The 13,895-nt window shown below is 62.4% G+C and carries 14 protein-coding genes; 7 read left to right on the forward strand and 7 right to left on the reverse strand.

Going from position 1 to position 13,895, the window contains the following annotated elements; genetic code table 11:
• Positions 1–38 precede the first annotated feature (38 nt).
• Positions 39–788, forward strand: a complete 750-nt coding sequence (locus CIK76_RS01180) for a hypothetical protein (RefSeq protein WP_096282963.1) — start codon at positions 39–41, stop codon at positions 786–788.
• Positions 775–996: a helix-turn-helix transcriptional regulator gene (locus CIK76_RS01185; protein WP_096282964.1), complete on the forward strand. Its 222-nt coding sequence runs from the start codon at positions 775–777 to the stop codon at positions 994–996. Before CIK76_RS01180 ends, CIK76_RS01185 begins: the two co-directional genes overlap by 14 nt.
• Before the next feature lie 51 nt (positions 997–1,047).
• On the opposite strand, the gene CIK76_RS01190 is transcribed toward CIK76_RS01185, so the two are convergent.
• Together CIK76_RS01190 and CIK76_RS01195 are read right to left on the reverse strand one after the other, a co-directional pair.
• Positions 1,048–2,505: an oligopeptide:H+ symporter gene (locus tag CIK76_RS01190; protein ID WP_096282965.1), complete on the reverse strand. Its 1,458-nt coding sequence runs from the start codon at positions 2,503–2,505 to the stop codon at positions 1,048–1,050.
• 94 nt (positions 2,506–2,599) lie between these two features.
• The gene (locus CIK76_RS01195; RefSeq protein ID WP_096282966.1) at positions 2,600–3,946 is read right to left on the reverse strand and encodes an amidase; all 1,347 of its coding nucleotides are present in this window, start codon (positions 3,944–3,946) and stop codon (positions 2,600–2,602) included.
• Between the two features lie 67 nt (positions 3,947–4,013).
• On the opposite strand from CIK76_RS01195, the gene CIK76_RS01200 reads away from it, so the two are divergent.
• Both CIK76_RS01200 and pheA read left to right on the forward strand, forming a co-directional pair.
• Positions 4,014–4,340, forward strand: coding sequence for a rhodanese-like domain-containing protein (locus CIK76_RS01200; protein WP_096282967.1), 327 nt, complete (start codon positions 4,014–4,016; stop codon positions 4,338–4,340).
• Positions 4,337–5,260 (forward strand): prephenate dehydratase, encoded by a 924-nt coding sequence (pheA, locus tag CIK76_RS01205; protein WP_096282968.1) that lies wholly within the window; start codon positions 4,337–4,339, stop codon positions 5,258–5,260. Before CIK76_RS01200 ends, pheA begins: the two co-directional genes overlap by 4 nt.
• Here pheA and CIK76_RS01210 read toward each other — a convergent pair.
• Positions 5,257–6,288 (reverse strand): diacylglycerol kinase family protein, encoded by a 1,032-nt coding sequence (locus tag CIK76_RS01210; RefSeq protein WP_255248299.1) that lies wholly within the window; start codon positions 6,286–6,288, stop codon positions 5,257–5,259. The genes pheA and CIK76_RS01210 overlap by 4 nt on opposite strands.
• A gap of 53 nt (positions 6,289–6,341) precedes the next feature.
• On the opposite strand from CIK76_RS01210, the gene serS reads away from it, so the two are divergent.
• Together serS and CIK76_RS01220 are read left to right on the forward strand one after the other, a co-directional pair.
• Positions 6,342–7,619, forward strand: coding sequence for a serine--tRNA ligase (gene serS, locus CIK76_RS01215; protein ID WP_096282970.1), 1,278 nt, complete (start codon positions 6,342–6,344; stop codon positions 7,617–7,619).
• Positions 7,620–7,730: 111 nt separating this feature from the next.
• Positions 7,731–8,561 carry an HAD family hydrolase gene (locus tag CIK76_RS01220; RefSeq protein ID WP_096282971.1) on the forward strand — a complete coding sequence of 277 codons (831 nt, stop codon included), beginning with the start codon at positions 7,731–7,733 and terminating at the stop codon, positions 8,559–8,561.
• Between the two features lie 31 nt (positions 8,562–8,592).
• Here the strand turns inward: CIK76_RS01220 and CIK76_RS01225 are convergent, their stop codons facing one another.
• Both CIK76_RS01225 and CIK76_RS01230 read right to left on the reverse strand, forming a co-directional pair.
• The gene (locus CIK76_RS01225; RefSeq protein WP_096282972.1) at positions 8,593–10,044 is read right to left on the reverse strand and encodes a DUF222 domain-containing protein; all 1,452 of its coding nucleotides are present in this window, start codon (positions 10,042–10,044) and stop codon (positions 8,593–8,595) included.
• A gap of 49 nt (positions 10,045–10,093) precedes the next feature.
• Positions 10,094–10,696 (reverse strand): hypothetical protein, encoded by a 603-nt coding sequence (locus CIK76_RS01230; RefSeq protein ID WP_096282973.1) that lies wholly within the window; start codon positions 10,694–10,696, stop codon positions 10,094–10,096.
• A 247-nt stretch (positions 10,697–10,943) separates the two neighbouring features.
• On the opposite strand from CIK76_RS01230, the gene CIK76_RS01235 reads away from it, so the two are divergent.
• Entirely contained in the window at positions 10,944–12,161 is a 1,218-nt protein-coding gene (locus CIK76_RS01235; protein ID WP_096282974.1) for an amidohydrolase, read from the forward strand.
• Here the strand turns inward: CIK76_RS01235 and CIK76_RS01240 are convergent.
• A complete protein-coding gene (locus CIK76_RS01240) occupies positions 12,135–12,779 on the reverse strand; it encodes a hypothetical protein (protein ID WP_096283008.1) in 645 nt (214 codons plus the stop codon). The two genes, CIK76_RS01235 and CIK76_RS01240, sit on opposite strands and share 27 nt — an antisense overlap.
• 88 nt (positions 12,780–12,867) lie before the next feature.
• Positions 12,868–13,836 carry a hypothetical protein gene (locus tag CIK76_RS01245; protein ID WP_096282975.1) on the reverse strand — a complete coding sequence of 323 codons (969 nt, stop codon included), beginning with the start codon at positions 13,834–13,836 and terminating at the stop codon, positions 12,868–12,870.
• Positions 13,837–13,895 lie beyond the last annotated feature (59 nt).

The following is a 13,895-nucleotide window of genomic DNA, read 5'->3' on the forward strand; positions in this document are numbered from 1 at the left end:
ACGATATTCGTTGTTAACGACTATCGATAGGATCGGCCATGTCGGGCTTAGCCTTCGGACTCGCGGCAGTCCTCGCCATTGGGGCTCTCGCCCTGCTGCTCATCGCGGTTTTCGGCTCGAAGCGTGGGCCCTCGATTGTTGCTTTCACCCGCATCGTAGCGATCATCGGACTTGTCGGAGTCGGGGTAACCACGATCGCGTCAGCTGCCGTCTTGATCTTCGGCGGCCCGGTTGAAGTCTTGGTTCCGGTGGTGCCATATTGGCCGGAATACCCAAACGTCACGGACGTGACTCCGGAACACGGCGAAGCTGTCGCCGCGGAAATCAACGAAGTGCTGGTGACCGCGAGCAACCTGAGCCTGGGTGTCCGCCTGCTGCTCGCCTCCGGGGCCATCTTCGAGGGGCTGGCCGGCTGCGCGGTGATTCTCGCGGTGATCCTGTTATGCAACCGGCTTCGCGCCGGGGTGGCGTTTACCCCGCGGTTGCGCCGCGCCGGCTGGCTAGTAGCGGCGATCCTTGCCCTGGGCAATACCCTCGGGCAATTCTTGAATGGCTTTGGCAGTAGCCTTGCCGGTGAAGAAACCCTGCGGATCGACGGATTCACCAGCGCGGCTCAAGAATTTACCGCCGCCACCCCCTGGCCTGAACCGACCTTCGCGATCTACTTCGAATTCGGTGCGCTGTTCTTGGCTCTGGGCATTCTGGTGGTCGCCGAGCTCGTCACCGTTGGCCTGACGCTGACTACGCAGAACCAGCGTCTCCAAGCAGATACAGATGGGCTGGTGTAGGCCCATGGGCAGCGTGCATTGCAGGCTTGGTGACTTGCTCGCGGAGCGTGGGATGACCCTCGCACGGCTCAGTGAGCTCGTCGATGTCTCGGTGGTGAATCTATCGATTCTCAAGAATGACCGAGCGAAGGCGATCCGCTACTCCACTCTCGTCGCGATCTGCCAAGCGCTCGACTGCGAGATCGGCGAACTGCTGGTCTTGGCTTAAAACGAAGGCAGGCCCCCGCATGGATGCGGAGGCCTGCCAAAAATTCGGAGCTTAGAGCACCGAGCCCATGAGCTTCTTCAGCGCCGGGGTGGCCGCGATCATTGCCACGCCCAGCACGATGGCGGTGCCGCCCATCGCGAGGAAGTACGGGATTTCGTTGCCCGCAACATAGTAGCCTGCCAGCACGCCCGAAAGCGTGGTGCCCAGGGATACCGAGAGGAAGAACAGCGCGATCATCTGCGTCCCGAACGCCGCCGGAGCCAGCTTGGTGGCAACCGCCTGCCCGATCGGGGAGAGCAGCAGCTCGGCAATGGTGCACAGCAACAGGATGCCGACCATCGCAAGCAGCGGAGTCATCTCCAGGGATTCGAGCGGGATGAAGCACAAGAACGCGGCACCCACGACGACCAGAGCCAAGCCGAATTTCACCGAAGTGCGCGGCTGGCGCTTCCCCAGCTTGGTCCACATGGCGGCGAACACGCTGGCTAGCAAGATGATGAATACCGGGTTGATCGACTGCACCCAGCTCGCCGGCATCTCCCAGCCGCCCAGGGTGCGATCCAAGCGGCTATCGGAGTAGGCCGCGATGAAGGTGAACTGCTGCTGGAACAGCGCCCAGAAGGCCGCCGAGCCGATGTAGAACGGGATGAACGCCCAGACGTGCTTGCGTTCGACGGCGCTGACCTTCTTGCTGCGCAGGATCAATACGAAGTACACCACGCTGGCGGCGATCACCACGTAGGCGATGGTGCTTGCAAGGTTTGCCGGGGTGACGATCTTCAGCGCGAAGACGAGCACGATCACCGCCAAGATCCCCGCGAAGATGCCCGCGTAGCGCTTGCGCTCGTTGGCCGGCAGCGGGTTGGCCACCTGCCCCGCGGTGTCCGGGAGGTTCTTGCGCCCCTTGGTGTAGATAATCAGTCCGAGGGCCATGCCGACGGCCGCGGCGCCAAAACCGTAATGGAAGCCGAGCTTCTGGTGCAGCAGGCCGGTCAGCAGCGGGCCGAGCAGACCGCCGATGTTCACGCCCATGTAGAACAGCGAGAAGCCCGCGTCGATGCGCGAGTCTTCCTTGGAGTACAGCGAACCGACCAAGGCCACCGCGTTGGCCTTCAATCCGCCGGAGCCGACGGCCACCAGGATCAGGCCCAAGGTCAGTCCAAGGTAGCCCGGCAGCAGCGCCAGGGCGACGTGGCCGGCCATAATGCCGATCGCCGAGAAGAACAGCACCCGTTCGGAGCCGAAGAGGCGGTCCGAGAGCCAGGCGCCAAGAATTGTGGACAGGTAGACGGCGCCGCCGTAGGCGCCGACGAGCGACAGCGCCAAGCTTTGATCCATGCCCAGGCCACCATCGGTGACCGAGTAGTACATGTAGTAGGCCAGCAGAGCCTGCATGCCGTAGAAGGAGAAGCGCTCCCACATTTCGACACTAAAGAGGTTTGCGAGCGCACGCGGATGGCCAAAGAAAGTTTTATTGGTACCCGGGGTGCTCGAAGTAACAGTAGACATGCGTAACATTTTTCGCTTTTCCTTGGGCAAGTGCCCACTTTTGCGATCTATTTCACATGTTACCCATACTGCTGGTAACGGTAAATTTCCCGGCTCACTTGCCCAATTGTTTGGCCAACGCCAAAAGCAGTCCCTCATCGGCGCGCGGCGAGATCAGCTGGACGCTCATCGGCATTCCGGAGCTCGAATTCGTGATCGGAACCGTGATTGCGGCGACCGAGGAGACGTTCACCATAGAGGTATAGGGGGTGTACTGGCACTGCAGCATATAGTCGGTATCCGCATCCTTGCGGGTGAAATAGCCAATCTCCGGCGGAGTCGAAGCCATCGCCGGGGTGAGGATCACGTCATGGGCGGACCATTGTCGCACAAAATCCGCAGCGATCTGCTTCAGCCGGGATGCCGCCTGCAGGCTCACCTCGAGGCTGCGCGCGGTGGAGCGCCGGCGGAAGTCTCTGGCCAACTCGCCGAGCAGGCTCTCATCGTCGACCGGAATATTGCGCAATCCATTGGTCCACACCCGGGCGAAGGTTTCCGGGTAGTCGCCCGCGTAGTGAAGATCCGCCGGTTCCACCCGGTGCCTGGCCTCCAGCAGCCGCTTGGCGCGTTCGAAGGCCTCGCGCGCGGGCGCCTGCAGGGTGATCGGGTAGGCGCTTTCGAAGGGGGAGAGGGTGCTGTAGCCGATGCGCAACCCCTTGAGCCTTTCGGGGTAGCTGCCGCGCAGCAGCGGCAGAAAGTGGTCGCTGCCGCGCATCGCATCGAGCAGCATCGCCGCATCCAAGGCATCGTGGGCCAACGGGCCGGAAACCGTCATCTTCGGTGCGCCGAACGCGTCCAGATAGCCGTCGACCACGTCGCTGGGCACCCGGCCCAGCGAGGGCTTGAGCCCCACCAGGCCGCAGGCTGCGGCGGGGATCCGCACCGACCCGCCGCCATCGGAGCCCGGGCCTACGGGAATCATCCCGGCGGCGATCGCCGCGGCCTGGCCGCCGGAGGAACCCCCTGAGGTCAGCCGCGGATCCAGGGGATTGCGCGAGGGCGGAGCGACGAGATTTTCCGAGTAGCTGCTCAGTCCGAATTCCGGAACCTGCGTCTTGCCGGTGATCACCACGCCCTCGGAACGCAACCGCGCGACCAGCGGGTGATCCGCCGTCGCGAGCTGGTGCTCCATGGCGGCGGATCCGTAGGTGGTGGGCATGCCGGCCACCTCGTTCAGGTCCTTGAATGCCGAAGGCAGCCCGTGCAACCGGCCGATCTGCCCGCGCACCTGCTTCTCATCGGCCGCCGCCGCCGCATCCATCGCGTCGGGAGACACGTACACAAATGCGCCAAGCGAGTCGAGCTCATCGATGCGACGCAGATAGTGTTCGGTCACCTCGCGGCTGGAACGCTCTCCACTGGCCAGCTCATCACGCAATTTCAGGGCGGATCTCGTCTTCATATCTGCTTTCGAGGCGGGGAATGACTAGTCTTATAAGCAAACACCCAACCAGAGAGGAATGCCAACCATGAGCGACTTTGAGACTGTTCAGGTCACCGACGTACCTAAGGACGCGTTGATTCTCGACGTGCGCGAGGACTTCGAGTGGGAGGCCGGCCGCGCCGTTGGAGCCAAGCACATCGTGCTCGGCGAGCTGCCGACCCGCGTGGAAGAGCTGGACCCGGATGTTGACACCTACGTCATCTGCCGCACCGGTGGACGCTCGGCGCAGGCGGCGGCCTGGCTGACCGGCCTGGGCTACACGGCGTTCAACATCGCCGGTGGCTCGGACGCGTGGCTCGAAGCCAAGCTCCCGATGGAAGCGGATAACGGTCAGGAACCCACCGTTCGATGAAATACGCCTATTTAGGCCCTGCCGGAACTTTCACCGAGGCGGCACTTTTGCAGGTTCCCGGGGCGCTCGATTCCGAGCGCATTCCGGCCAGCAGCGTTAATAGCGCATTGGCGATGGTCCGCGAGGGCAGTGCCGACGCCGCGATGGTGCCGATCGAGAACTCGGTGGAGGGCGGCGTGTCGGCCACCCTGGACGCCATCGCCGCCGGAGAATCCCTGCAGATCGTCGCCGAGGTGCTGGTGCCGATCAGCTTCGTGCTGGCGGTCCGGGCGAATATCGGCGCGCTGGAGCAGATCCGCGAAATTTCCACACACGGGCACGCTTGGGCGCAATGCCGGTTGTGGGCCGAAGCGAATATCCCGGCCGCGGTTTTCACCCCGGCTGCTTCCACGGCCGCCGGCGCGCTGGGACTGCTGGACCCGGAGCAGCACCACGACGCGGCGATCTGCTCACCGCTGGTTGCCGAAGCGCGCGGCCTGAAGGTGCTGGTGCGTGGCGTGGAAGACAACGCCGGGGCGGTCACCCGATTTATCCTGGTCACCTCGCCGGGGGCGATCCCGGCGCCGACGGGTGTGGATAAGTCGACGCTGATTCTGCCGCTTTCCGAGGACCGGCCGGGCGCGTTGATGGGAATTCTGGAGCAATTCACCGCGCGCGGGGTCAACCTCTCGCGCATCGAATCCCGCCCCACCGGCGCGGGCCTGGGGCGCTACTTCTTCTCCGTCGACGTCGAGGGGCACATCGCCGAAGAGCGCGTCTCCGCGGCCCTTGCCGGGTTGCACCGGCTCTGCCCGGAGCTGCGCTTCTTGGGGTCCTACCCGGCGGCGCAGGGCACCCGCCCGTTCATCGATACGCACAATTCAGACGGTGCGTTCAGCGAGGCCCGGGACTGGGTGCTCAAGCTGAAGGCCCGCCTCTAGGGCGTGCGAATGCGCAGCGAGGACGGGTTGACCGAGACCTGCAGCTCGTTGACTTGGCCGGTTGGATCCCCGTCGATCTGCGTGTTCATCGGTTCCACGCAGCGCAATGAGATGTCGGTGCTCTGGTAGAAGCTCATCACCGGGATCTTGTTGCGCGAGCGGAATGCGGTCTTCAACAGGATCCAGCCCCATCCGGCGGCCGAACGCGGCGAGAGCACCACCGCGTCGAGCACCCCGTCGTCGATCTTCGCATCCGGGACAAAGTCCACGCCCTGCAGCTTGCCGCAGTTGGCGAAGAGCACCGAGCGGACCTTACGGGTCTGCCAGGCGTCGTCGTTGGAGAGCTTGATCTCGACCTTTTTGCGCCGCCCGGGCAGCTGGCGCAGCCCGGCCTCCGAGTAGGCAAGCCAGCCGACCTTGGATTTCAGCTCCTCGTCGGTGTCGTCGAACAGGTCCGCGTCGGTGCCCACCCCGGCGATCACCAAGAACGCGTGGTCCGCGCTACTGCCATCCAGCAGTTTCAGCTTCATATGGCCCACGTCGATGCGTCGCACCATGCCGCGCACGGCGACCAGCGCCGCGGTGTGCAGGTCGTCGAGCGGCACCTCGACGTTTCGGGCCAGCAGGTTGCCGGTGCCCAGCGGCAGCAACCCGAGAGTCGTTTCGGTGCCTTCGAGTACTTCTGCGACGGCGCGAATCGTGCCGTCGCCACCGGCGGCAATAATTGTGTCGCATCCGGCATCGAGCGCATTTTGGGCGGCTTCTTGACCCGCATTCTCCGGTGTCGTTTCGAAAACCAGCGGCTCTTCGAGGCCGGCCTCGGCACACACGTGGGCTACCGCATCACGCGCTTCGACGGCACCTGACTTGGATGGATTGATGACCAGCCCAACCTTCTTCGACTCGGATTGCTCCTTCGCCGAAGGGTGCTGGCTCATCGGTTTCCCGTCCTGAGACAGCTTACGCACGGAATACCCGGTTACGGCCGCGAGCACAGCTGCGGCACCGGCTACGGATAATAAGATCACGCGGTTTCTCTGCATAGTGCTCTCATCGTACTCAAGATTGCTACGCTTAAGATGTGATCGACCTGAAAATGCTCACCGATAATCCGGATATGTACCGCGCCTCGCAACGCGCGCGCGGTGCCGACGAAGCGCTGATTGACCAGCTGATTGAGGCTGACTCGGCGCGTCGCGAAACCATAGCCACCTACGAACGCCTGCGCGCAGAGCAGAATGCGTTCTCCAAGAAGGTTGGCGCCGCCAAGGGCGAGGAACGTGCAGCACTGCTTGCGGAGGTCAAGGAGCTTGCGGTGGCCGTCAAGGCTGCCCAGGCTTCCTCCGACGAAGCGGCCGCTACCTGCACCTCCTTGCAGCGCTCCATCCCAAACCTGATCATCGACGGTATCCCAGCCGGCGGTGAAGACGACTTCGCCCTGGTGAAGACCGTCGGCACCCCGCGCGACTTCGCCGCCGAAGGCTTCGAACCGCTGGATCATCTGCAGATCGCCGAGAAGCTCGGAGCGATCGACATGGAACGCGGGGCGAAGGTCTCCGGATCACGCTTCTATTTCCTGAAGGGCATCGGCGCGCGGCTGGAAATCGCGATGATGAACATGGCGCTGGAGCTCGCGGTCGAACGCGAATTCATTCCAATGATCACCCCGACCCTAGTCCGCCCGGAAACCATGCAGGGTACCGGCTTCGACGTCGAACACGACGATGAGATCTACAAGCTGGAACGTGACGACCTGTATCTGGTCGGCACCTCAGAGGTCGCGCTGGCCGGCTACCACGCCAACGAGATCATGGACCTGTCCGAGGGTCCGATCCGCTACGCCGGCTGGTCCTCCTGCTACCGCCGCGAGGCCGGTTCCGCGGGCAAGGACACCCGTGGCATCATCCGCGTGCACCAGTTCAATAAGCTCGAAATGTTCATTTACACCACGGTTGACCAGGCCGAGGCCGAACACGAGCGTCTGCTGGCGATGGAGGAAGAAATGCTCAAGCGCATGGAGCTTCCATACCGTGTCATCGACACCGCCGCCGGGGACCTGGGGATGAGTGCGGCGCGTAAGTTTGACTGCGAGGCTTGGGTGCCATCGCAGGAGACCTTCCGCGAGCTGACCTCGACCTCGAACTGCACGACCTTCCAGTCCCGCCGGTTGAATATCCGCGAACGCGAGATCGTCGACGGCAAGCCTGGCAAGACCCGCGCGGTAGCCACCCTGAACGGCACACTCGCCACGACCCGTTGGATCGTTGCGATTCTGGAAAACCACCAGAACGCGGATGGCACGGTCAACGTGCCTAAGGCGCTGCAACCCTACCTGGGTGGGCTTGAAGTCCTGAAGTAAGCTAATCGACCGGCCCCGCAAAGGCCGGTCGATTGTCTTTTAATCCGCAGTTCACCTGCCATTGTGCCGTGGATCATCGCAATATCCACGCAGCGGTGGTTCACTTGAATCATGACTATTTTGACTAAGACCGGCAACGACGACCGGCTGCAGAACGAAAAGTTGATGATTTGCCTGGATGTCGACGGGACGATCGTCAATCACCAAGGTTTGATGAGCGCCCGGGTGCGCGACGTTGCCCGCGCGGTGGTGTCCGCCGGGCATGAGGTCGTGATCTCCACCGGGCGTTCGCTCGGTGCGGCACTGCCTATTATGAGCGAGCTAGGCATCGACCACGGCTTTGTCGTGGCCAGCAACGGTGGCGTGCTCGCCCGCGTGCAGGGCGAGAAGGTAGAAGTACTGCACCGCGAGGTCTTTGACCCGTCGCTCGCACTGGCGGCGTTGATGCGTCAGCTGCCGAACGCGAAATATGCGGTGGAGAATGAACGCGGTGAATTCTTGTCCAGCGATGTTTTTACCGATGCGAGTTTTGGTGCCGAATCCAAGGTCGTTGACTTTGACGAATTGCTACGCAGCAGGGCTGTCCGCGTGGTGGTCTTCTCCACCGATGCGACGGCCGAAGACTTCGGCCAGGCCGTACACGGTCTGGGCCTTTCCGGCGTCACCTACTCGGTGGGTTGGACCGCATGGTTGGATATCGCCGCCGAGGGTGTCACCAAGGCCAGTGGGCTTGAGCGGTTGCGCACCGAGCTGAAGTTCGAATCGGCTCAATCAATCGCTGTGGGCGATGGTCGTAACGACATTGAGATGCTCCAGTGGGCCGGCCTCGGGGTCGCGATGGGCCAAGCCCCCGACGAGGTCAAAATCGTCGCAGACGAGGTAACCGCTTCGGTGGACGAAGATGGTTTGGCGATCGTTCTAGAACGGCTGTTGCAGCGCTAGCTGGGAGTAAGCACTGCCTACGGAGCGTGGGCTATGGTCCGGGACCGCTGGATTCCTGATTTATCAGCCGGAGCTTGACGCCTCGCACCCATTTTGAATCACGCAGTAGTTGCGGAAATGGTTTGTGCAGGTATCCGGTCGCCGGCGGGGCCGTCGATAGATACATCATCGAGGAGCCCGGGTTCACTCGCATGGTGTGCGGTCCCTTGAGCGCTACGACTTCAAGCCAACCGGGTTTTTCTTTGGCCTTATTGCAGGTCGGGCAGCGCCCTGCCGCATTGTCGCTATCCGTAGGGCCGCCTAGGTGATGCTGAAGTACGTGGTCGGTCTCTTCGACCAGCCCATCGCAGAATGGGGTGCGGCAGTGCCGGTCTCGAATCCTCACGAAGCGGCGAAGCTTTTCGGGGAAGGCGCGGGCCTTGGAGTCCATTGCGATCAATTCCCCGTCCCCTGGGGCGGTGTAGAGTCGCGTCACGTCGGCCAGGGTCTCTAGGCGATCCAGATGCTCCTGAGCTTTGGCGGATTCCATTTCGGCGAAACTCTGCTCATTGCCAATGGAATTTCCGGCGATTAGTTCCCGCGCGTATTGCGGCGGAACGTATCCGTAGCCTTCCATATAGGCCGGTTCGCGTTCGCCGAGGAGGAGGGTCTTATCGGTCATGATCAGCCCGACGTGCAGTTGCAACGGCAACTTCTCCGGCCGGCCGGCCAGCAAGTAGGTGCAGAGCAGGTCGGCTTTGATCTGCTCCCTGGTACGCAGATCGCCTTGTTTCTTCAGACGGAATGACTCTTGGCGCAGATGCATTTGCAGTGCTGTGCCGGCGACGACGGGCAAGGTGCCGCTGATGCGTACGCAGTTCTTTCCTTTGGAGAAGCGGACATGGCGTTTGGTGTCCGCTTGCTTCATTTTCCGGCACTGATCATCTGAGGCATGGGCCAAGGTGAAGCGTTGCACCGTGTCGGTGAGCTGTTTGGGGCCTTGGGACTCGAACATGTCCGGGTTGTCACAGAAGGTGGCGTCGAATTCGGTCCGGCGTTCGGCTTTGACCTCTTGCAGGGGCGTAAGAACCGCCAGGACTTGGGCTTCGGTGAGTTCGCCGCGAGAGAAGCACTCTGCGAGGTAGGGGGTATCTTCGGCCAAGATCCGGCAGTTGACCAGATAACTGCGGTATCCGTTGGGTGACTGCTTCCGGGCCAGGGCGATCGTACTGGCCGCTCCCCGGGTGAGATCGGCGGAGCAGGTTCCCTGGAACTCATGCTGGCGCACAACTTCCTTTTCGACTTGGTGCGAGAGGGCCGCCTGGTGATAGCGGTAGCTGGAGATGAGCTCTTCGAGTTCCTCAATGGCTTGGGCGCATTCCGCTTCGCTGCCGTGTTCTTCGATCCACGCCAGTTTGCTCTGCAGCCGACCCATCAGCGATTCGAGATCCTGATGCAGCGCCGGTGTTGGTGGGCGATGTCGTCGCACCATTGCTTCGGACATACTATAATTCTACCGCATTAGTTCGAAAATGTCTTCGAATATAGTGGTTTTAATGCTGATCGGCGAGCTCCAGCAGCCTTGCGATGCCACCACGGGCGTCGATCTCATCGTGGTAGCCGGAGCGCACGATCGCGGCGGAGACCGCCTGCGGGGTGATGTCCAGGACCTCGGCGATGGCCTTCTGCTGGCCGCGCACACCGGGGGTCAGCAGGTCGACCACCGCCCATTCGGCCTCGGTGCGGGTGCGCACCGAATGGCCGAGCAGGCGCAGCAGGCCTTCGAGCTCGAGGTCCAGGTCCGGATCGCCGCAGGAGACGCTGATCGGCACGCGTTCCCCGCGGTGCGTGGCGGCCTCCAGCGCACCCAGGGCGCGGCGCTGGGCGATGCCCTCAATGAGGTCGGCTTGGTCCGGGACCGGCTCATAGAGCGTGCCTATCCCTAGGCCGATGTGGCAGAAATTCAACCGGGCGCAACGCATGATCGCGTCGATAGCCGACTGTGCGTCATGCGGCACTCCAAGCAAGAGCTGGCCGCTGAGCGCCATGAACGGTGCATGGGCGTGCACGTGCTCTAGTTGGTCCCAGAGGAGTTCGGCGGCCGCCTGCACGTCGGTGACGGAGCGCGGCTTCGGGCTGAGCGCAAGGACAAACATGATTCAAGTATTGCCTGAGCCGGTGGTTTTGTCGTGCAACCGGCGAAAATGACGATCGCGAGGCGCTGGCCGCCGGCCACGTGGACCTTGTAGTGCTTGACCTCGACGGGACGAGCCGAATCGGAGTACATGGTTCAAGCATTGCTTGAGTTGGTGGTTTTGCAGTGCAACCGGGGAGCGCGACATATGCTTTCCGCAGGGTCGCCGCGGGGCATATATTGGGTCTTGTCTGCTGAAAGGGAGCCCCATGGACGCCGCACGCAAGGTATTGGCCGAACTCGACCCGGAACTGGAATGGATCCATGAGACCTATCGTGACCTGCATCGGCATCCGGAATTGAGCCTGGAGGAAACCCGCACCTCGGCGCTGGTGGTCCGCAAGCTGGAAGAGTTCGGCTACCGGGTGCATCGGGTGGGCGGCACCGGGGTGGTCGGCGTGCTGGACAACGGCCCCGGGCGCACCGTGCTGGCCCGCGCGGAGATGGATGCACTGCCGGTGCGCGAGGCCACCGGGCTGGACTACGCCTCGGAAAATGACGGGGTGATGCACGCCTGCGGGCACGATGTGCACGTCGCGGCCCTGCTGGGCGCCGCGAAGCTGCTGGCCGACCACCGCGAACAGTGGGCCGGCACGTACCTTGCGCTCTTCCAGCCGGCCGAGGAGACCGCGCAGGGCTCCGCGGCGATGCTCGCCGACGGGTTGGCGGACAAGATCCCCGCCCCCGATGTGGCCTTCGCCCAGCATGTGATGGCGCAGCCGGCCGGGAGCCTGCAGACCGTCGCCGGTCCGGTGCTTTCGGCCGGGGACTCGATCCGCATCACCGTGCACGGCCAGGGGGCACACGGTTCGATGCCGCAGCTGTCGGTGGACCCGGTGGTGCTGGCCGCGGCGATCGTGCTGCGCCTGCAGTCGGTGGTCTCCCGCGAGGTGCAGCCCGGCGAATTCGCGGTGCTGACCATCGGCTCGGTGCAGGTGGGCACGAAGTCCAATATCATCGCGGATAGGGCAACGCTGCTGCTGAACCTGCGCAGCTACGACAACGCGGTGCGCGAAACGCTGATCGCCGCGGTGGAGCGGATCGTCCGCGGGGAGTGCGCGGCGGCCGGCTCCCCGGTGGAACCCGAGTTCGAGTACTACGACCAGTTCCCGCTGACCGCCAACGACGAGGCGGTCACCGCGCGGGTGAGCGCGGCCTTCGAAGCGTACTTCGGGACGGTGGGCAACGCCAGCCGGCAGAGCGCCTCGGAGGACTTCAGCCGGATCCCCGACGCGTTCGGCGTGCCCTACAGCTACTGGCTGCTCGGCGGAATGGACCCGCAGGCCTACGCGGAAGGCAAGGCGGCGGCGAACCATTCGCCGCATTTCGCCCCGCTGATCGAGCCGACCCTGGCCCGCGGCGTGGAAGCCATGGTCATCGCGGCGCTGGGCGAACTGGCCTCAGATCCGCGCGCCGGTGGCGCCTAGCTTGATGATGGTGAAGCGGAAGAAGAACTGCGTGGCGGGACCGATGAGCAGCGCATAGGCCACCGTGCCCAGGCCCACCGGGCCGCCGAGCAGCCAGCCGATGCCCAGCACCAGCAGCTCGATGCTGGTGCGCACCAGCCGGATGCTCAACCCGGTGCGCAGGTGCAGCCCGGTCATCAACCCGTCGCGCGGCCCGGCGCCGAAGTGGCTGCCGATGTACATCGCACCGCCCAGCCCGTTGATTGCGATCGCGCCGAGCAACGTGAGGATCTGCCAGCCCAGCCCGGAGACCTGCGGAAGGATGAGCAGAAAGAGGTCCAGGGCCAGGCCGATGACAAAGACATTGGCCACGGTGCCGATCCCCGGCCACTGCTTCATCGGGATCCAGGTCAGCAGCATCAGAACGCCCACGATGATCACCACGGTGCCCAAGGACAGCGGTACGTGGTGGGTGATGCCCAGGTGGAAGACGTTCCACGGGTCCACGCCCAGATCGGCGCGCACCATCAGCGCCATCGCCAACGCGAAGAGCAGCAGCCCGCCGAACAGGTTCGCCAGGCGCAGCGGGACCCGGCCGGCGGCAAACTGCTGGCGCGGGGATAGGTTCGTCAAGCTCATAGGCTCAACGGTAGCCAGTGCCGGCGTGATAAGTGAAAACACAAGACTTGCAAGTAATCGGCCTGCGCGGAAGCCGGCGTGGTAAAGGTTAGTTCGCTAACTCATCTTCGAAAATTTTCACCGCTGCCGGAAGCAGTGCCTTGACCAATTCGGGGAGTTTATCTGGACCCACCTTGAGCGTTCGAACACCTATATATGAATCTGTATAACCCGTTGCTCGATGAAGGTCGAGATGAAAACGTTTGGCTAGCTCAATTTTTCTTTTGGAGAACCCCTTAGCGCCGCGTCCGGCGCCGCAAGAGATCTGAGCAGGTGTCCCAGCCAAGGTTGCTTCCAAATTTGGAGCCATTTGCTTGATAAGTGAGATCCAGAGTGGTTCAGCTTCGGGCTCGTCCAATGAAAAGTCAGATGGTTTCACAGAGATACCAACGTTCCCCAGATAAGAACCGCTGGGATTTTGACGGTCAGCCTCAATTTGGACGATCATCTGGCGTCCGGAATCAAGAATTGGACTGTAGGCCTCGATTCCTGGATAGCCCGACCCTCCGGGACGGACGTTGTACGTCCAGGTTGTTGGAAGAATTTCTGCAACATCCACCGCATTCAATACTCGTCGAGCAATACGGGACCTGTCATTTACCGAATTTATGTCCGCTGCGGTGATACGAGATGTTGGGTAATGCTCCAAAAGCTGGTCCCAACTAATCACCTGATAAGGCACGCTGGAGTCTTGAATCATGACATCCTCTGGTTCTTTGACCAGCACCATCAAATGATCGACGTGGTTCCATTCGCGTTCGAGTTGACCCAGCGTGACTTCGTGCCCGATCTTCCCTTCGATACCGATTGTTGCGCGTTCAAATTCGATTACGATGTCCAAATTCTCGCGTTTTGAAACTTCGCATGAAATGCGATTGAGGCTGCCGATCCTGATTTGAAATACACTTTCGAAAACCTGTTGAGTGACCGTTGGCGCGAAACGCAGTTCGGCAGCCAGGGCACGCATTGCCATCGGTTCTGTAGTAAAGATTTTGCCAAGGTTGGTGCCATTGTCCATTGGTTTCAAAATTCCCGTTCTACTCCGGATTTAGTGCTGACTTCTTTTTCATTAATCAA

This window comes from Glutamicibacter sp. BW80 (genome assembly GCF_002332385.1).
GTDB lineage: Bacteria > Actinomycetota > Actinomycetes > Actinomycetales > Micrococcaceae > Glutamicibacter.